At 69.8% G+C, this 17,938-nt stretch carries 16 protein-coding genes; 7 read left to right on the plus strand and 9 right to left on the minus strand.

The genetic code is table 11. From position 1 onward, the window contains the following. Positions 1-39: 39 nt before the first annotated feature. Positions 40-930 (minus strand): helix-turn-helix domain-containing protein, encoded by an 891-nt coding sequence (locus FXO23_RS10470; RefSeq protein WP_158883377.1) that lies wholly within the window; start codon positions 928-930, stop codon positions 40-42. Between the two features lie 92 nt (positions 931-1,022). Here FXO23_RS10470 and FXO23_RS10475 point away from each other — a divergent pair, with 92 nt between their 5' ends. The 4 genes from FXO23_RS10475 to FXO23_RS10490 all read left to right on the plus strand — a co-directional run bounded on the left by FXO23_RS10475 (position 1,023) and on the right by FXO23_RS10490 (position 3,529). After that, a complete protein-coding gene (locus tag FXO23_RS10475; RefSeq protein ID WP_158883378.1) occupies positions 1,023-1,853 on the plus strand; it encodes a prolyl oligopeptidase family serine peptidase in 831 nt (276 codons plus the stop codon). Positions 1,854-1,920: 67 nt separating this feature from the next. Further along, on the plus strand, positions 1,921-2,379 hold the full coding sequence (locus tag FXO23_RS10480; RefSeq protein ID WP_246257108.1) for a nitroreductase family deazaflavin-dependent oxidoreductase: 459 nt from the start codon (positions 1,921-1,923) through the stop codon (positions 2,377-2,379). 90 nt (positions 2,380-2,469) lie between these two features. Then, positions 2,470-3,108 carry a helix-turn-helix domain-containing protein gene (locus tag FXO23_RS10485; RefSeq protein WP_158883386.1) on the plus strand — a complete coding sequence of 213 codons (639 nt, stop codon included), beginning with the start codon at positions 2,470-2,472 and terminating at the stop codon, positions 3,106-3,108. Between the two features lie 73 nt (positions 3,109-3,181). After that, positions 3,182-3,529 carry a helix-turn-helix domain-containing protein gene (locus FXO23_RS10490; protein WP_158883388.1) on the plus strand — a complete coding sequence of 116 codons (348 nt, stop codon included), beginning with the start codon at positions 3,182-3,184 and terminating at the stop codon, positions 3,527-3,529. Here the strand turns inward: FXO23_RS10490 and FXO23_RS10495 are convergent, their stop codons facing one another. From FXO23_RS10495 to FXO23_RS10520, 6 genes are all read right to left on the minus strand, one after another. After that, positions 3,530-4,120, minus strand: coding sequence for a ClpP family protease (locus tag FXO23_RS10495; protein WP_158883390.1), 591 nt, complete (start codon positions 4,118-4,120; stop codon positions 3,530-3,532). Then, entirely contained in the window at positions 4,117-4,743 is a 627-nt protein-coding gene (locus FXO23_RS10500) for a ClpP family protease (protein ID WP_158883392.1), read from the minus strand. Before FXO23_RS10500 ends, FXO23_RS10495 begins: the two co-directional genes overlap by 4 nt. Positions 4,744-4,806: 63 nt before the next feature. Next, positions 4,807-6,000, minus strand: a complete 1,194-nt coding sequence (locus tag FXO23_RS10505) for an epoxide hydrolase family protein (protein ID WP_158883606.1) — start codon at positions 5,998-6,000, stop codon at positions 4,807-4,809. A gap of 19 nt (positions 6,001-6,019) precedes the next feature. Continuing rightward, complete coding sequence (locus tag FXO23_RS10510; protein WP_158883394.1) at positions 6,020-7,147, minus strand: glycosyltransferase; 1,128 nt, start codon at positions 7,145-7,147, stop codon at positions 6,020-6,022. 7 nt (positions 7,148-7,154) lie between these two features. After that, positions 7,155-8,546, minus strand: coding sequence for an FAD-dependent oxidoreductase (locus FXO23_RS10515; protein WP_158883396.1), 1,392 nt, complete (start codon positions 8,544-8,546; stop codon positions 7,155-7,157). 174 nt (positions 8,547-8,720) lie between these two features. Further along, complete coding sequence (locus FXO23_RS10520; protein WP_343034466.1) at positions 8,721-11,942, minus strand: AfsR/SARP family transcriptional regulator; 3,222 nt, start codon at positions 11,940-11,942, stop codon at positions 8,721-8,723. Positions 11,943-12,105: 163 nt separating this feature from the next. On the opposite strand from FXO23_RS10520, the gene FXO23_RS10525 reads away from it, so the two are divergent. The 3 genes from FXO23_RS10525 to FXO23_RS10535 are packed head-to-tail and all read left to right on the plus strand — an operon-like array spanning position 12,106 to position 15,069. Further along, positions 12,106-12,693: an NADPH-dependent FMN reductase gene (locus FXO23_RS10525; protein WP_158883400.1), complete on the plus strand. Its 588-nt coding sequence runs from the start codon at positions 12,106-12,108 to the stop codon at positions 12,691-12,693. Between the two features lie 42 nt (positions 12,694-12,735). Continuing rightward, positions 12,736-13,401: a DUF899 domain-containing protein gene (locus tag FXO23_RS10530; protein WP_158883402.1), complete on the plus strand. Its 666-nt coding sequence runs from the start codon at positions 12,736-12,738 to the stop codon at positions 13,399-13,401. Between the two features lie 39 nt (positions 13,402-13,440). Beyond that, positions 13,441-15,069, plus strand: coding sequence for an MFS transporter (locus FXO23_RS10535; RefSeq protein ID WP_158883404.1), 1,629 nt, complete (start codon positions 13,441-13,443; stop codon positions 15,067-15,069). Positions 15,070-15,127: 58 nt separating this feature from the next. Here FXO23_RS10535 and FXO23_RS10540 read toward each other — a convergent pair whose 3' ends face one another. Together FXO23_RS10540 and FXO23_RS10545 are read right to left on the minus strand one after the other, a co-directional pair. Further along, positions 15,128-16,381, minus strand: a complete 1,254-nt coding sequence (locus FXO23_RS10540) for an acyltransferase family protein (protein WP_158883406.1) — start codon at positions 16,379-16,381, stop codon at positions 15,128-15,130. A 7-nt stretch (positions 16,382-16,388) separates the two neighbouring features. Continuing rightward, positions 16,389-17,726 (minus strand): nucleotide disphospho-sugar-binding domain-containing protein, encoded by a 1,338-nt coding sequence (locus FXO23_RS10545; RefSeq protein ID WP_158883408.1) that lies wholly within the window; start codon positions 17,724-17,726, stop codon positions 16,389-16,391. Between the last annotated feature and the right edge of the window lie 212 nt (positions 17,727-17,938).

Here is a 17,938-nt window from a genome sequence, read left to right on the forward strand (position 1 = left end):
ATCGGCACTGACCCCATGCCCGAGATTGCGGTGCGGCGATCAGGAATTGCGGTACCCCGAGGGGCGCGCTCCGGTGTGCCGCAGGAAGGCGGCCGACAGGGCGCCGGGGCTGGCGAAGCCGCACCGCGGCGCGATCCGGTCGATCGCGAGGTCGGTGTCGCGCAGCAGCCGTTTGGCCTCCTCGATCCGCAGCCGGGTGAGGAACCGGTACGGCGTCTCCCCGGTCGCGTCCTTGAAGACCCGGACGAGGTGGTAGACGCTGAGGTGCACCTCGTCGGCGATGTCCGCCAAGGTGACCGGATCGGCCAGCCGCTCGCGCATGATCGCCACGGCCGCGCGGACGCGCGCGTCCTCCCGGGCCGGTGCCCGGAGATCCGACGTGCGCGCGTGGCGGGTGAGCAGGTGCACGGCCAGGAAGGCGGCCGCGGACTCGGCATACAGATCGTCGGCCTCGCCCGGGAAGCCGACCGCTCGGACGGCCGCCTCGAGCAGCGGGTCTCCCGCGGTCAGGGACGCGGCCATGGCCTCGAAGTCCACCGCGCGGCCGCCCAACTGCGCCGCGACCGAATCGACGGTGTCCCGCGGGATGTGCACCTGCACGCTCCGCATCGCCCCGTCCCCGCGATAACTACGCACGACGGACTGACCCGGAATCCCCAGCTCGAGCCGCCCCGGCGCCCACGTGGAGCGGCTCCCCCGGCCCCCGGTTCGCGTCTCCAGCACCGCCCGTCCCGCGACCGGCAGCACCAGGTGCAGATCCGCCGCGGCGGGCAACGCCATGTCCTCGGCGACCGGGACGTGCTCGAACCGCTGAACCAGCAGGGACCGCCAGCCACCGTCCTCCCAACTGCAATACGTCCGCCGAACGTAACGAGCCATGTCGAAACCGACATACGGCTGGAGATCGAAACGAGCGGAGTCGAACACCATGGCGTCGAGGTTACCGATTTCGCCCTTGGCGGAACGTGAATCCCGCGGTCTGCCGAGCTGTCTACTGTGGCCTGGCGACCCGGAGGAGACTTATGGAAACCATCACCGGCACCGCGGCGGGCGTGCCGTTCACGGCACTGCCACCGGCCGGCGGCGCCGACGGCCCCGCACCGTTGATCGTGACCTGGCACATGCTGGACGCGCCCCGCACGGACGCGGCCTTCGCGGCCGCGCTGCCGATGAGCCGGGTGCCCGCCTGGCGGGTGCACCTGGGCATGCCGATGTGCGGCGCGCGGATGGTCGACGGCCGCGTCGACGCCGTCCTCGAACTTATCCGCGAGGACCCGTTGCTGGCGTACCTGGCCCCGTTCCTCCGCCAGGCCGCCGAGGAATTCCCGGCCGCACTGGCGGCGCTGCGCGATCAGCTGCCGGTCGACGACGAGCCGGTCGGCGTCCTCGGCGGTTCGCTCGGCGGAGCCGTGGCGCTGGAAGTGCTGACCGCGGGGCGGATTCCGCTCAAGGCGGTCGCCCTGGTCAACCCGGCGGTGCGGATGCGGTCCGCGGTGGAACTGATCGAGGCCGCGTTCGGCCAGGCATACCCGTGGACCGCCGAATCCCGCGAGACCGCCGACGAACTGGACTTCGTCGCCCGCGTCGCCGGAGGCGTCCCGGCACAACCGCCGCTGCTCCTGGTCAGCGGCGAGCTGGACCACCCCGCGTTCCGGGCGGACGCGGCCGCCCTGGTCGGCGCGCTGCGCGAGCGGTACGCGCACCCGGACGACGTCGAGCTGACGAACGTGCCGGGCCTGCCGCACCCGCTGGCCGAGGAACCCGGCCTGGAACCGGCCCCGCAACTGCCCGCGGCCAAGGCGGTCGACGAGATCCTGACCCGGTGGTTCCTCCGGCAGCTCACCGCGACCTGACCGCCCGCCCACATCATCTCTCACTCATATTATATGAGTTGCATATCTTCTCTGCTACGCTGAGGCCATGACAGAGGAGACCCGCAAGGCGCGGAACTACCGCCGGATGGTCAACACCCTCAACAAGGCCATCACCGCACTCCAGCGGCTCGGCATCGCGTTCGGGCCGATGTACCTGCTCACCGTCGCCGGGCGGCGCACCGGGCGGCCGCGCACCTTCCCGATCGCCGTGTTGCCGCTGCACGGCGAGCGCTACCTCGTGCAGGCGTATCCGAAGGCGGCGTGGGTGGCCAACGCGCGCGCCGCGGAGACGGTCGAACTGACCCGCGGCCGGCGCTCGTCGACCGCGCGACTCGTCGAGTTGCCTGCCGAAGAGCGCGCGCCGGTGCTCCGGGAACTCGTCGCCACCAGCCCCGCCAGCGTCGGCAGGCGCTACGTGACCACCGGACTGGCGGACGCGCCGACACCCGACGCGGTGGCCGCGGCCGCGGGCCGGATCGCGGTCTTCCGCGTCGAACCCGCCTGAACCCGCGAACGAAGCCTGATCGGATCGGACCGCGATGATCGGGCGCCGGTGGGGCGCCTTCGGCCAGGGTTGACGTCGAAGGGAGGCCGCATGATCTCGGCACTCAACCGGCTCGGCGATCTCGTCGAAGAGCACCTCACCGAGGAGTTCGACGTCGGCGAACTGGCCAGGGCGCTCGGCACGACCGAATACCACCTGCGCCGGATGTTCTCGTCGCTGGCCGGTATGCCGCTGTCGGAGTACGTGCGCCGGCGCCGGATGACCCTCGCCGCCGCCGACGTCGTCCGCGGCGAGGACGACCTGCTGAGCATCGCCGTCCGGTACGGGTACGGCTCAACCGGGGCGTTCGGACGCGCGTTCCGGGCGGTCCACGGCGCCGGACCCGGTGACGTCCGCCGCGACGGAGGCCCCCTTCGCACACAACCACAGCTCAGGTTCCGCCTGACCGTCGAAGGGAGCATCCCCATGGACACCCGAATCCTCGACCGCCCCGCGTTCCGGCTCGTCGGACACGCGGCCCGGGTTCCGCTCACCCACCAGGGCGCCAACCCGCACATCCAGCAACACATCACCGCACTGCCGCGGCAGGAACATCTCCGGCTGAAGGCCCTCGGCGACACCGAACCCCAGGGCCTGCGCCCCGGTCCCTCGCTCGTCGCGATCCTCGAGCACGCGGACGACTTCACCACCGCGACCACCGCGCTGTGGCTACCCGTCGAACCGGTGTGACCGACCCCGCGGGCGGTTCCGCCGGGAGCGGAACCGCTGCCCCCGGGCGCCGGACCGGTGCCAGGATGGCGGTATGGCGGACATTCTCCCCTTCCACCAGAAGCGAACCCCGACGCCGGATCGTGCGCCGGAACCACTGTGGCGCGAGGTGCTGGGCCGGAGCCTGCGAACGGCCCGGGAGGAGCAGGGCGGCCGCCTCGTCGACATCGCGCAGCGGGCCGGCATCTCGCCGCAGTACCTGTCGGAGATCGAACGCGGCCGCAAGGAGCCGTCCAGCGAGATGATCGCCGCGGTCACCGGTGCGCTCGGGGTCGACCTGGCCGACCTGCTCACCGGCATCGCGGGCGCGATCCGGCTGCGCCACGGCACGGGTCCCGCGGTCGGGCGCCGCCCCGCGGGCCCCGTGCTGATGGCGGCCTGATCAGGTTCGGTATTCCAGGACGCGGTCCGCGAGCCCGTATTCGACGGCGCCCGCCGCGTCGAACACGCGGTCCCGGTCGGTGTCGTGCCGCAGGTCCGCGACCTGGCGACCGGTGTGCGCCGAGAGGATCTCCTCCAGCTGGGTGCGCACCCGCACCACCTCGTCGGCCTGGAGGATGAGGTCCGGGATGGCGCCGCGGCCCTGCGCCGCGGGCTGGTGCAGCACCACCCGGGTGTGCGGCAGCACGAAGCGGTGCCCGGCCTCGCCCGCGGCCAGCAGCACCGCACCGGCCGCGACCGCCTGGCCGACGCACCACGTCGCCACCGGCGCCTTGATGAAGCGCATGGTGTCGTACAGCGCGAGCATCGCGGACGGGTCACCGCCCTCGGAGTTGATGTACAGGTTGATCTCCCGTTCCGGGCTGTCCGCCTCCAGGTACAGCAACTGGGTGATCAACGCGTTCGCCACCCCGGAGTCGATCGCGGTGCCGAGGTAGACGATCCGCTCCGACAGCAGGTGCGAGTAGACGTCCATGATCCGCTCGCCACCCGCGCCGCGCGTGATGACGTTCGGGATGGTGTAGGTGCTCATGCCTTCCCTCCTGTCGCCGAGCCGAGCCCCAGCTGGTGGGTGCGCACGGGCACGACCTGGCCGAGATCGTCGACGATGTGGTCGAGGAAGCCGTACTCGCGTGCCTGCTCGGTAGTGAACCACCGGTCGTGCAGCGAGTCGGCGAAGATCCGGTCGATCGGCTGGCCGGTGTCCTCCGCGATGATCCCGAGCACCGTGTCCCGGGTGTGCCGCAGGTCGTCCGCCTGTACCTCCACCTCGACCGCCGAACCGCTGATCCCCGCCGAGCCCTGGTGCATCAGGATGCGGGCGTGCGGAAGGGCGAAGCGCTTGCCCGGGGTGCCCGCGGACAGCAGGAACTGCCCCGCACTGCAGGCCAGCCCCAGCGCGAGCGTGGCCACGTCGCACGGCACGAGCCGCATCACGTCGCGGATGGCCAGCATCGCGGGAACCGACCCACCCGGCGAGTGGATCCACAACGCGATGTCCTTGCGGGGATCCTCGCCCGCCAGCGACAGCAGTTGAGTCGCGAGCACGGTCCCGTTGTCGTCGTCGAGCGTGCCGTCGAGCACCAGGACCCGCTGGCTGAAGAACCGTTCTCGAAGCCGATGGTCGAACAGCGGCTGCTTCTCGTTGTTGCTCATGCCCCGACCATGCCGCCGCCCCGGAACCGCTCGCCGCTTTCTCTGCTGTGAGCAGATCCGCCCTCAGCAGCCCGGAACCTGTCCCTCCACTGTGGACCGCCTGGTGGCACGCACTGATCGCGCGAACCGCCGAATGTCGTCGGCGAAGAGTTCCGGCTGTTCCAGGGAAGCGAAGTGCCCACCCCGGTCGAACTCGCTCCACTGCGTGATCGAGGGATAGTCGCGCTCGGCGAAGCTCCGCACCGGGGCGAAGTCCGGGGTGAAGACCAGAACTCCTACCGGGACGGGCACCGGGTCGCGCTGGTTGCCGGGTGTGAAGATGTCCTGCATGAAGCCTCGTGCCTCATAAAACAGGTTGGCCGAGGATGCCGCGGTCGAGGTGAGCCAATAGATCGTGACGTTGGCGAGCAGCAGATCCCGGTTCACCGCCTCCTCCGGGAACTCCTTCGAGTCGGTCCACTCCCGGAACTTCTCCACGATCCAGGCGAGCTGCCCTACGGGTGAATCGGTGAGGCCGTAGGAAACCGTCCACGGGCGAGTGGCCTGCACCTTCATGTAGCCGGAAAGCTCGGCGTCGAAACGCACCAGCTTCTCCACTCTGGCCTGGTCGGACGCGGACAGCCCCGCCAGGTCTTCCGGACCGGCCGGAATCGCGTGCAGCATGTTGACGTGCACGCCCCGCACCTGCTCCGGTGCGACGCGGCCGAGCTCAAGGGAGACGTAGGCGCCGTGGTCGCCGCCCTGCGCGACGTAACCGCGGTACCCGAGCCGGCGCATCAGCTCGGCCCAAGCACGGGCGACGCGCCGGTAGTCCCAGCCCGGCTCGGTGATCGGTCCGGAGAACCCGTGGCCCGGGAGCGACGGGATGACCAGGTCGAAGGCGTCGGCCCGATCGGCTCCGTGCGCGGCGGGGTCGGTCAGCGGCTCGATGACGTCCAGGAACTCCACCACCGAGCCAGGCCAGCCGTGTGTCATCACCAGCGGCATGGCGTCCGGCTCCGGCGAACGAACGTGCAGGAAGTGTACGTCCGCGCCATCGATCTGGGTGGTGAACTGCGGGTAGCGGTTCATCCGCCGCTCGGTCGCCCGCCAGTCAAAGGTCGTTCGCCAGTACTCCGCCAGCTCCTTGAGGTAACCGAGTGGCACGCCGCGTGACCAGCCGTCACCGGGCGACTCCACCGGCCAGCGGGTGTCCGCGATCCGTCGATGCAGATCGTCGAGCGCGGCTTGCGGGATCTCGATCCGGAAAGGTTGCATCCCCATGCCTTTCGTCGCGTCAGCCGGCCAGCCGTTCGAGCAGGTGGCCGATCTCGGCCGGAGAAGGTTGTGCGGCGATCTCGTCGGCGATGTTCGCCGCCGCGTCGCCGAACGTGGACGCGTGCAGCAGTTCTCGGCAGCACCGGGCCACCGTCGGCGGATTCATCTCGTGCGACGCCAACCGCAGCCCGGCTCCCGCTTTCACCACCGCGTCGGCGTTGTCGAGCTGGTCGTCGAACTGCGGCAGCACCAACTGCGGCCGGCCCGCTTCGAGCGCGGTCAGCGCGGTGCCCTGGCCACCGTGGTGGATGGCGAGGTCGCAGGCCGTCAGCACCTCGGACAGCGGCATCCGGCCCGCCTGACGAACAGCCCGCGGCAGTGGCGGCCAAGCCTCGGCAACCTCGTCGTCGACGGCCACCACCAGCTCCACGTCCAGCCGGGCGAGGCTGTCCAGGATGGGCAGCACGACCTCGGGGAGCCCTTCGACACCGAGCCGGGGCAGCAGTGTGCCCAAGGTCAGGCAGATCCTCGGCCGTTCGCGCGGCCCCAGCGCCCACTCCGGCACCCGGGCGTCGCCGTTGTAGGGCACGAAACGCATGCTCTGGTGGCCGACGGTGTGAGACAGGCGGAGGCTGGGCGGCCAGGGGTTGAGCACCTGGACCGGGTCCGGCAGGCGATCCAGGCCGAGCCGGGTCAGGTCCGGGTCGAGTTCCGCGCCGGCGCCCAGCCGGTACTCTTCGAGTTCCGCGACCCCCCACTGCAACTCCACACCGGGTAATTCGCGAGCAGCGGCCACGATCGGACCGGCGAACTCCGCGCGTTCGCTCACGACCAGGTCCGGCCGCCAGCCGTCCACCAGGCAAGTGAGGTCAGCGAGGTTGCGGGCGGCGATGCGGCCGAACACGCGCCCGTGCGCATACCGCTGCTCCGCGGGGCTGTGGGTGACCGAGCGGTTGTCCGCGAAGCCGGTGAAGTCGGCTCGCGGTCCGCAGGCCGTGACGGCCAGCCCGGAACGCAGTGCGGTCGGCACGAAATCCGCGGTGGTGGCGATGAGTATGTCGTGGCCGAGGGTGCGGCAAGCCCAGGCCAGCGGCACCAGCGGGAAGAAGTGGCCGGAAAGGGCAGCGGTGGTGAAGAGGATTCGCATCGACGTCTCACCCCGCCTGGCGGGCGGCGTTCTCCGGGACCGTTCGCCGCTCCTCCGCACTGGATCCGGTTTCCGGGCGTGGTCGGCAGTTCCGCAGCACCCGTAGCACGGTCCCCGGACGCATGAGTGCCGGCGGTGGGTCCACGAGCCCGGCCACCCGCATGAAGGCGCCGGTGATCCGGCCTTCGTTCGTGGCCGCGGCCTGCAGCCGGCGCAGGTAGGCGTTCCCCAGCCGGACTTTCGCCGTTCGGCGCCCCTCCACACCCGGCCAGGCGAGGTCACCGCCCGCCGAGATGTCCCACGGCGCGTCGACGACCTTGGCGATGTCCTGGAAGAACCGGCGCGGTTGTGGCGGGCCGTGGCGCAGATGCCGGAGCAGGCTGAGCGATTCCAGGGCGGCAACCGTCATCCCCTGGCCGTAGACGGGGTTGAAGCTGCACACGGCGTCCCCCAGCACCAGCAGTCCGTCGGGGAATCGGATCAGCCGTTCATAACGGCGCCGCACGCTCGCCGGAAATCGAATGGCGGCCGGCCCGCCGATCGGCTCGATATCGCGGATCGCTTGGTAGACATAGGGAATCGGCAGGGTCCGGGCGAACTCGCGGAAACCGTCCAGACCGCTCGCCGGGTGGTCGCCAAGCATGCTGGTCAGCGACACGATGTGCCGGTCGCCGGCCACTCGCCCGAAAAAGGCGCCGCGCGGCTGCTCCGGGGTAGCCAGCGGAATGATCGAGCGATCCCTTTCCAACGGGCTCACCGGAAAACGGTACTGGCAGGTGGTGTACGACAGCCGGATCGTCACCCGTTCCTCGGGCGGTCGCGAGTAGCCGAACGCCTCCAGCCAGGAGGGCGTCCGCGACCCCCGGCCGGTGGCGTCCACGACGAGATCCGCCTCCAAGGTCTCGTCCGCGCTGTTCCGGGCCTGCGGCCGGATACGCACCCCGGTAACCCGGGAATGATCCTTAGTGGTCACCAAGCCGAGAATGTCGCAGCGTTCCCGGAGCCGGACGTTGGACAGCGCGGCAACCCTGGTGCGAATGCGACTCTCCAGATCCGGGCGGGCGACGGTGGCCGCGACCAGGCCGGTCTTCGCGGGCCGTAACCGGCGGCCGTTGAGATACCAGTGCATCTCGGCCATGTCCACCATGGGTATTCCGGCCGTGGCCAGTTCTTTGGTGAGCCCGGGGAACAACTCTTCCAGCACCTGCTGTCCGCGGGCCAGGAGTGCGTGCGCGTGCGCTCCCTGTGGCACCCCCCGCCGCGGCTCGGTCACCCCTTTCACCGGGTCGCGGTCGACCACCGTGACGTCCACATGGGACTCGGCGAGCGCGCGTGCGGCAAGTAGTCCGGCCATGCTGCCGCCGAGCACTACCGCACGACGACCGCTGTGTTCGGCCATTGCGGTCACCTCCCCTGGGCGCCTGCTGGCTTTCCGAAAAGGACAGACCACGAGTAACCACATCGTGCCGCCGTTTCGAATTCCGACAGGAGGATCGTCACACCGGGGCGTTCCGCCGCGCATCTTTACCTGTGCGGTATTCCCCAACCGCAAGGAGAAACAACGGGAAGTGCGTCAGGCTTGGAAAACCGCCTCTGCCGGGTTACCGCTGCGGCCGCATTCGAACCGCTCCGCGAACAGGTCCTCCCCCAGCGCCGCTTTGACCTTGGCGGTGATCCGGTGGACATCATCGGCTTCGGTGGGCGCGAGGGGGGCATTCCCGGAATCCCTTGCCGCGGCCGCGGCACCCAGTAACTCGGCGGCACGAGCGTGGCGCCCGGCCAACGACTCGGCGCCGGCCAGACCTTCCAGATTGAGCGCCACCGGCCGGCGGTCGCCGACCAGGTGCCGCGCCACGGCGAGGCCCTCCTCGTGCAGCGCGCGAGCCGTGGCCGGGTCGCCGCGCTGTTCGGCGAGAAACCCGAGTTCGGCCAGCACGAAACCCAGGGGCAGGGTGTTGCCCAGTTCGAGGTTCTCGCGGGGGAGTTGGTCGAGGACGGTGCGCAGATGTGTCTCGGCGATGTCGAGCTTGCCCTGCCGCCGCGCCGAGATGCCGAGCCCCATCTCGGCGAAGATCTGCCCCGGCTTGTAACTCTGGTCGGTGGCCAGCCGCAGTGCCTGCTCGTGGAAGTCACGAGCCTGCTCGTAGTCGCAATTGAGCATCGCGATCCGGCCGAGCCAGGACAGCCTGCTGGTCGCGTCCGGCCACAGCCCCAGCTCCTCGGCCGTGCGCAGCCCTTCCCAGTGCAGTTGGGTCGCCTGTTCGAAGTCACCGACGACCTCGGCGAGGTATCCGAGCGAGTCGGTGGCCTGCAGTTCGCCCCACCGGTCGCCGAGTTCGCGGAACAACGCGACACTTCGCTCGCCGTTGCGTTTGAGCGCGTCCAGATCGCCCCGGACCATGGCGATCTTCGCCGTGGTGCTCAGCGCCGCCGCCACTCCCCAGCGGTCCCCGAGAGCCCGGAAGCCGACCAGCGCCCGGTCCACCAGGTCCTCGCTCGCGGACAGATCCCCGAGATCGTTGCCGACGAAGCCGAGGAACCACTGCGCCTTGGCACGACCCGCGGTGTCGTCGACGCCCTCGTACAGCTTGAGAACGGAATCGCCCTGTTCCAGCGCGGCGCTGTCGCCCGCCAGCAACCCGATCCCGGCCTGCCAGGCCCTGGCTCTGAGCCGGGCGGTGTCCGACGCCGGACCGGGCGTCTCCAATGCCATCGCCAGCCAGCGGCGCGCTTCCACTATCCGCCCGCGGAGATACCAGTACCACGCGAGCGCATTCACCATCCGCAACGCCTCGTCCGCGGCGGCGCTCCGAACCAGCCCGTCGATCGCGGCGCGGAGGTTGGCGGCTTCGTTGTCCAAGCGCCGCAGCCACTTTCGCTGGCCGTGCCGGTAAAGGTGCGGCTCGGCGAGCTCCGCCAGTTCCAGGTAGTAGCGATGGTGAGCGCACCGGAGCCGGGCGAGGTCGTCCTGTTCGCGCAGACGCTCGACGCAGTACTCCGCGACCGATTCGAGCAGCCGGTACCGGACCCCGTCCCCGACCTCCACCGCGACGACCAGTGAGCGGTCGACGAGCCGGGCGAGCAGGTCGAGCACGTCCGCGCCGTCCACCGTGTCGCCGGCACAGACCCGCTCGGCCGCCTCCAGCGTGCAGCCGTCGGAGTGGATGGCGAGGCGGCGCAGCACGACGCGTTCCGGTTCGGTGAGCAGGCCCCAGCTCCAGTCGATCATCGCGCGCAAGGTCTGCTGCCGCGGCGGCGCGCCTCGATGGCCGGTCGCCAACAGCCGGAATCGGTCGTCCAGACGCGTGAGCAGGCCTTCCACCCCCAGCGCCCGCACCCGGGTGGCGGCCAGCTCCAACGCCAGCGGGATACCGTCCAGCCGTCGGCAGAGCAACCCCACCGCGCGGGCGTTGTCCGCGCTGAGCTTGAAACCGGGCGCCGCGGCGGCCGCCCGCGCGACGAACAGCCGCACCGCGCTGGACTGCCCGAGCACCGCGGGCTGGTCGGCCGCGCGATCGGGCAGTTCCAGTGGCGGAACCGCCCATCGCACCTCGCCGGCCAGCCCCAGCGGCTCGCGGCTGGTCGCCAGCACACGCAGCGCCGGGGCGGTCCGGGTCAGCAGGTCCACCAGCTCGGCGACCTCCGAGACCACGTGCTCGCAGTTGTCGAGCACCAAGAGCAGTTCCTTGTCCCGCAACGCCGCGGCGAGCTGGCCGGCGACCCCGCCCGGTCCTCCGGCCGCGTCTTCCCGGATGCCGAGCACCGCCATCACGGCCTCGGTCAGCGCATCCAGGACGTTCCCTTCACCCGACTGGCCGAGCGCGGCCAGCTCGACCAGCCAAACCCCGCCGGAAAAGCCGGAGACCAGCCGGGTGGCCGTCTCCACGGCAAGCCGGGTCTTGCCGACACCGCCGGGTCCGGTGAGCGTCACCAGCCGGCCCGATCCGAGCAACGTGCACACCGCGGACACCGCGCCATCCCGCCCGATCAGCTCGGTCACCGGGGCGGGCAGGTTCGTGCGTGGCGGTTCCGCCGGAGCGGCGACGCCCGCGGCGGCGTCCAGGGCGGGATCCTGGTTGAGGATCGCCTCGTACAGTCCGGCCAGCGCGGGCCCGGGGTCGACGCCCAGCTCGTCGGCCAGGCGTTCCCGCAGCTCGCGGTAGCTTTCCAGCGCGTCGCCCTGCCGCCCGGCACGGTAGAGCGCGCGCATGTGCGCGGCACGCAGCCTTTCCCGGAGCGGGTACCGGATCACCAGGTCACCGAGCTCACTGGCCAGTCGGCCGTGCTCGCCGAGTGCCAACCGGGCTTCGACCTGCTCCTCCAGGGCGTCCAAGCGTTCATCTTCGAGCCGGGCGGCCAGTGCGCGGGTGAACGGATAGTCGCCGAAGTCCGCGAAGGCCTCGCCCCGCCACAGGGAGAACGCGCTGGACAGCAGCTCCACCCTGGCCCTGGTGTCCGCGGTGCCGCGCGCCCGCTCGACCAGGTCCTGGAACCGTGCCATGTCCACCGAACCGGCCTCCGCCCGCAGCAGGTAGCCGGGTGGCCGCGAGACCACCAGGTCCCTGCCACCCGGCTCGGCGTCCTCCAACACCCGCCGCAGCCGGGAGACCTTGAGCTGCAACACGGCTGCCGGGTTGACCGGTAACTCCTCGCCCCACAGGTCCTCGACCAACCGGTCGGTTGACACGGGATTCCCCGCGTGCGCCAGGAGATCGGCCAGCAGGGCGCGGACCTTCAACTCGGGCACCACGACCTGGTCCCCTTTCGTGGTCCACACGGCCAGTGGGCCCAACACCCCGAAGCGCATACGCAACGATAACGCAGCGGTACGACGCGCACCGCCTCGAAGACTCTCGCGATTCGGCCGATAACCGACCGACAGGAAACCGACAGCGCCGACCGGCAGAGTGGGAATGCAGCGTTTCCGACGGAACCGATCTTCCGCGTTAGGGTCTCCGATGTCTGATACCGACAATCTCCGGATCTTGGTGCTGATCGGCAGCACACGGCATGGCAGATTCGGGCCCAGGGTGGCCGACTGGTTCACCGGACACGCTCGTCGTCGCGCGGAACTTGAGATCGATCGGGTGGACCTGGCCGAAACACGGCTGCCGGAAACCCTGGTCGAGTACGACGAGCCCGCCCCCGCACCGGTAGCCGCCCTCGCCCCGCGATTGGCCGCCGCCGATGGGTTCGTGGTGGTGACACCCGAATACAATCGGAGTTTTCCCGCGCCGCTCAAGACCGCCATCGACTGGTATTCACACGAATGGAACGCGAAACCGGTCACCGTCGTCTCCTACGGCGGCCCGTCCGGCGGTCTGCATGCGGCGAGCCAGCTGCGCGAGGTGTTCAGCGAGGTCCACGCGGTCACCATCCGCGACACCATCAGTCTCCGGAACTACTGGGACTACTTCGACGCGGACGGCAGCTGGCCCAAGGCATCCGCGGAATGCCACTCGATGGTCAAGAGCACTTTGGATCAACTCATCTGGTGGGCGTACGCCCTTCGCGAAGCTCGCGCCAAACGCCCTTACACCGGTTGAGGCGAGCAGCGAACGATCCGCCTGAACGCAAGGAGTCGCACCATGAACCTTCCACCGGTCGTATCAGCGGACGAATGGCGGGTGGCGAGGAACGCCCTGCTCGCCAAGGAGAAGGAATTCACCCACTCGCGTGACGCACTGAACGCCGAGCGGCGCAGCCTGCCGATGGTGAAAGTCGTCAAGGAATACCAATTCGAGCACCCTGACGGCAGGGTTGGCCTGCTCGACCTGTTCGACGGTCGCCGGCAGCTCATCGTCTACCACTTCATGCTGGCACCGGGCACGGATTACCGGTGCTCGGGTTGTTCGATGGTCGTCGACCACATCGGCGAACTCGCCCACCTGCACGCGCGGGACACTTCCCTCGTCGTGGTGTCCCGGGCTCCCCTGGCCGAGATCATGCCGTTCAAGGAACGCATGGGATGGACCGTCCCCTGGGTCTCCTCGGAAGGCAGCGACTTCAATTTCGACTTCGGCGCCACGACGGCAGCTGGAGAGGAGCCGGGGCTGAGCGTGTTCCTCCGGGACGGCACGGAGATCTTCCACACCTACCACACTTCCGGACGCGGGCTGGAACTGCTCGGCAGCACCTGGAGCTACCTCGACCTCACGCCGCTGGGCAGGCAGGAGGACTGGGAGAAGCCACCCGGTCGCGGCAACAGCCCGGCCAGCTCGTGGTGGCGACTGCACGACGAGTACGACACCTGACCGGCACGCGAAACGGCGAACAAAGAGGAAGGATTTCCGATGGACACCACTGGTCCGAACGAATCCGCGGCACCCGCCGGCGGCCGGGAGTGGCTCGGATTGGCCGTGCTGGCCCTACCGACCCTGCTGCTGTCGCTCGACATGAGCGTGATGTACCTGGCGCTCCCGCACATCAGCACGGACCTGGCGACGACCAGCACGGAAACCCTGTGGGTGATGGACATCTACGGGTTCATGATCGCGGGTTTCCTGATCACCATGGGGACGTTGGGCGACCGGATCGGCCGCCGGAAGCTGCTGCTCATCGGGGCGGCCGCGTTCGGCGTCGCTTCGGTGCTCGCCGCGTACTCGGTCAGCGCCGAGATGCTGATAGCGACCAGGGCGCTGCTCGGCATCGCCGGCGCGACGCTCATGCCGTCGACGCTGGCACTGATCAGCAACATGTTCGCCGACCCCAAGCAGCGCGGTCTGGCCGTCGGCGTGTGGATGAGCTGCTTCATGGTGGGCTGGGCGCTCGGCCCCGTGGTCGGTGGCGCCATGCTGGAACTGTTCTGGTGGGGTGCGGTGTTCCTGCTCGGCGTTCCGGTGATGCTGGTGCTGCTCGCCGCCGGGCCGCTGCTGCTGCCGGAGTACCGCGATCCCGAGGGCGGCAGGCTGGATCTGACCAGCGTGAGCCTGTCCCTCGCCGCCATCCTGCCGATCATCTACGGCCTCAAGGAACTGGCCAAGGCCGGACCGGACGCGGTCAACGTCATCGCGATAGTGGCCGGGCTGGCCTTCGGCGTGGTGTTCGTTCTCCGGCAGCGCAAGCTGGCCAGCCCATTGCTGGACCTCCGGCTGTTCAGCAACCGCACGGTGCGGTCCGCGCTGGCGATTTCACTGCTGGCCACGGTCACCATGGGCGGCACGACGCTGCTGGTCAACATGTACCTGCAGGAGGTCGCCGGCCTGTCCCCCTTGCAGGCGGGCCTGTGGATCGTGCCTTCGGCCCTCTGCGCGATCGCCGGGAACATGGTGGCCCCGGTATTGACCCGTCGAATCCGCCCGGCCTACGTCGTGGCGGGCAGCCTGGTGCTTTCGGCGGTGGGGCTGGTACTGCTCATGCGGGCCGAAAGCGTTGGCGGGCTGGCCATGGTGGTGGCCGGCTACACCATCGCGTTCGGCGCGATCAGCCCGACCGGCGCCGTGAACACCGACCTCGTCGTGGGATCCGCCCCGCCGGAGAAAGCCGGTTCGGCCGCCTCCCTGTCGGAGACCACCGGGGAGTTCGGCATTTCGCTCGGCGTCGCCATCCTCGGCAGCATCGGGCTCGCTGTTTACCGCGGCCAGGTCCACGACACCGTCCCCTCCGGCGTTCCCGCCGACGTGGCGGACGCGACCAGGGAGACCATCACCGGCGCCACCGCCGCGGCCGACCGGCTCCCCGACCCGGTCGGGAACGCCCTGATCGATCCCGCGCGGGAGGCCTTCACCAGCGGGCTGAACGTGGTCACCGGCATCAGCGCCGCCGCGGTGATCGCCTTCGCGTTGCTCTCGCTCGTCACGCTCCGGCACGTGCGTCCCAGCGGGGCACGCGCCGAGCAGGGCGACGCGGCCGATGGCGGCGAACCCACCATCGAGGCGGCGGACAGCGCCCCGGTGGGGACGGACGACTCGCGGCGGAGCTGATCGCTCGCGGGGAAAGGGGGCTCTCGGTGCCAGCCGGGAAACCCCTTTCCCCGCGCGGTCACCGCGTGGTCGTCACGACGCTCGGCTTCGCGGGCGCCCTGCCCAGCAACGGCCGGAGCCGCATGAACGGCCGCTCCACCAGCTGGAAACTCAGCGTCCCGGCCGTCACGCTCCCGGCCAGAACCACCGCCAACGCCTTCCAGAAACCGGTCGCCCCGAACAGGCTTCCATGCCAGACGTAGAAAACCAGCAGGTGCCAGAGGAAGACGCCGTAGGAGATCCGGCCGAGGAACCGCGATACCGGATTGGCCAGGACCGCCTCCACCAACCGGGACCGCGCCCCGGGCACGGTCAGCGGAGCGACCAGCAGCAAGGTGAACAGCTGGTGCAGCGCCTGATCGACCAGTGCGGCATCGACCGCCGGGTACTCCGAACTGGCCGGCTCGCCCACCGGTGACAAGCAGAGCATGACGAACACCGCCAGCGCGGCGAGCCAGCACCGGACCGGGTGCCCGGCCACCAACCGGTACGGCCGCGGCACGGCGCCCGGAAACAACTCCGCGCCGGCGGACAGCGTCGCCAGCGCCATACCCACCGCGAAGAAGCCGACGTACTCGAGCGGCCACAGGTGCTCCACCGGGAACGGGCCCCTGGCCGGAAGATGCGTATACGCCACCGCGCCGAACCCGGCCAGCACGGCGGCACCGAGCGGAAGCACGATTCGCCGCATCCGGCGAGCGGGATCGTCCACCCCGCGCGCGAACCAGCCGAGCAACCCGGCCAGCAGGGGCAACGTCAAGTAGAACGCGACCTCGGTGGACAGGCTCCAGGTCTGTTCCAAGCCGGCCGGAAGTGCCGCACCGGCGAACGTTCCGTCCTGTTCGTAGACGTGCAACAACAGCAGCGGGCGCAGCACCTGCCAGGCGCCGTCGATCCGGTCACCGTTGAGCAGCGGCAGCGCGACCGCGCACAGCAACCAGTACGCGGGCAGGATGCGCAGGGCCCGGCGCCAGAAGTACGGGCGCGCGGCGGGTTTCGCCGCGCCGCCCAAGGTCGCGAGCGCGAACGGGCGATACAACAGGGCGCCCGAGAGCACGAAGAAGATCGGCAGGCCGACCTCCATTTTGTTCAGCACGGCGCCGGTGAGTCCGTCCGGCGCCGGTTGGCCCGCCCAGCCGACCTGCCCGGTACTGATCGCGACATGGCTCAACAGCACCATGATCGCCGCGAATCCCCGCAGTCCTTCGAGTTCGGGAAAGAACCGCCTCGTCCGCTCGCGGGCCCGGCCCCCGCCATCGGAGATGTTGTTCACCGCGCACTCAGCCTCGATGCTGCGCGGTCAGTCTCTCCAGTGTCGGCACGACATCGTTCGGTGCCGGCGTGGCGAGGAAATCCTGGTATACCCGGGCCGCGCCGTCCTGGAAGGCGGGCTCGTTGAGCACCCGGGCGATCTGTTTCCGCGTCCCCTCCAACGAAGGGCTCCCGATGTCCAGAGCGACACCGGCCCCGCGCTCGACCACGTGTCGCACGGTGGCCGGCGAAGCCGCGTGCTTCGTGGCTCCCATGCCCCCCTTCTCCACAACCGCCGCGACGTCGCTGTCGGACGAGTCGGTGACGAGCTGGGGCACCTTCAGCGCCGCCGCGGCCGCGTAGCTGGCGAATCCGCCGTGGTGGATGAATGCGGCACAGGTGGGCAGCAACTGGTTCAGCGGCACGTAGTCGACCGCGCGCACGTTGTCCGGGATCCGAGTGACATCCGCAAGCTGGGTTTCGTTCAGCGTGGCCACCACTTCGATGTCCAAATCCGACACCGCATCCAGCAGGCCGGGGATGTGGTCCCAGCCGCCTTTGAGGTACTTCCGCCAGGACAGCCCCAGCGAAAGCCCCACCCGTGGCCGTTCGGGCAGCGGGTACAACCAGTCCGGCAGCACCGCCTGTCCCGAGTACGGGATCCACCGAACCGGTATCGTCAGCGTCCGCGTGTGCGGGCGCATTCCCTCCGGCACCGGAGTGACGGTCCACTGTCCCAGCAGGATGTCGTCGTCCATCTCGACGCCATACCGTTCCGCCACCGGTCGCACCGTCTCGGCCAAGGGGTTGTCCACCTTGACGGCCCCGGGACCGGTGGTGCGTTCCTGGAACTTCTCCATCGAAACCGCGAAGTAGTCCGGTCCGGTCCACCACCGCGCCTGCGCCGCGCCGCACGCACGCGCCGCCACCGCGCCGCCGGGTACGCAGGGGTCCCACAGCACGAGGTCCGGCCGCCAACTCCGGGCGAACTCGACCATCGCGTCCATCGTCGGACGCGGTTCCTCCGGCGGGGCCTGGTAGGGGTGGAAGTCCCACATCGCGGGCAGCATGAACTGGCTGAAGATGTCCCAGTCTTCCCGGTCGGCGGGATCGAGCGCCAGCGCTTCGGTGATCCGCGCGACCTTCTCCCGCTCTTCCCGGTATGCGCGCCCCGGTCCCATCGGCACCGGCATCAACTCCGGATCCCCGAGCGAAACCGCGGCCAGGCCGGAGGCGGCCGTCGAGGGGGCGATTTCGGGATGGGACGCGACACAGACTTCGTGTCCCGCGCCCTGCAGGGCCCAGGCGAGAGGCACCAACGGGTACAGATGCGACGGATTGGGCCAAATGACGAACATGACTCGCATCGAGAACGCTCCTTGCACTGATCACTGGCGAGGTGCCGCTCGGCGCCGATGGCACGGTCGCCGCTGTCTCATCCGCGTTGTCGGCCCATGATTCCGGGGAAGCACTCCGCACGCATCTTTCATGGTGCGGTAAGTAAGCACAACGAGAGGTGACCGCAAAGACTCTCCTGACGCATGCTTGATTCACTCCGAAGCCCAATACATCAAGAGCC

The sequence above is a fragment of the Amycolatopsis anabasis genome (assembly GCF_009765355.1).
Taxonomy (GTDB): domain Bacteria; phylum Actinomycetota; class Actinomycetes; order Mycobacteriales; family Pseudonocardiaceae; genus Amycolatopsis; species Amycolatopsis anabasis.

What these genes read in the sequence shown, in the direction of transcription:
- FXO23_RS10470 (WP_158883377.1), bottom strand. Translation starts at nt 930, where the DNA reads ATGGTGTTCGACTCCGCTCGTTTCGATCTCCAGCCGTATGTCGGTTTC.
- FXO23_RS10475 (WP_158883378.1), top strand. Translation starts at nt 1,023, where the DNA reads ATGGAAACCATCACCGGCACCGCGGCGGGCGTGCCGTTCACGGCACTG.
- FXO23_RS10480 (WP_246257108.1), top strand. Translation starts at nt 1,921, where the DNA reads ATGACAGAGGAGACCCGCAAGGCGCGGAACTACCGCCGGATGGTCAAC.
- FXO23_RS10485 (WP_158883386.1), top strand. Translation starts at nt 2,470, where the DNA reads ATGATCTCGGCACTCAACCGGCTCGGCGATCTCGTCGAAGAGCACCTC.
- FXO23_RS10490 (WP_158883388.1), top strand. Translation starts at nt 3,182, where the DNA reads ATGGCGGACATTCTCCCCTTCCACCAGAAGCGAACCCCGACGCCGGAT.
- FXO23_RS10495 (WP_158883390.1), bottom strand. Translation starts at nt 4,120, where the DNA reads ATGAGCACCTACACCATCCCGAACGTCATCACGCGCGGCGCGGGTGGC.
- FXO23_RS10500 (WP_158883392.1), bottom strand. Translation starts at nt 4,743, where the DNA reads ATGAGCAACAACGAGAAGCAGCCGCTGTTCGACCATCGGCTTCGAGAA.
- FXO23_RS10505 (WP_158883606.1), bottom strand. Translation starts at nt 6,000, where the DNA reads ATGCAACCTTTCCGGATCGAGATCCCGCAAGCCGCGCTCGACGATCTG.
- FXO23_RS10510 (WP_158883394.1), bottom strand. Translation starts at nt 7,147, where the DNA reads ATGCGAATCCTCTTCACCACCGCTGCCCTTTCCGGCCACTTCTTCCCG.
- FXO23_RS10515 (WP_158883396.1), bottom strand. Translation starts at nt 8,546, where the DNA reads ATGGCCGAACACAGCGGTCGTCGTGCGGTAGTGCTCGGCGGCAGCATG.
- FXO23_RS10525 (WP_158883400.1), top strand. Translation starts at nt 12,106, where the DNA reads ATGTCTGATACCGACAATCTCCGGATCTTGGTGCTGATCGGCAGCACA.
- FXO23_RS10530 (WP_158883402.1), top strand. Translation starts at nt 12,736, where the DNA reads ATGAACCTTCCACCGGTCGTATCAGCGGACGAATGGCGGGTGGCGAGG.
- FXO23_RS10535 (WP_158883404.1), top strand. Translation starts at nt 13,441, where the DNA reads ATGGACACCACTGGTCCGAACGAATCCGCGGCACCCGCCGGCGGCCGG.
- FXO23_RS10545 (WP_158883408.1), bottom strand. Translation starts at nt 17,726, where the DNA reads ATGCGAGTCATGTTCGTCATTTGGCCCAATCCGTCGCATCTGTACCCG.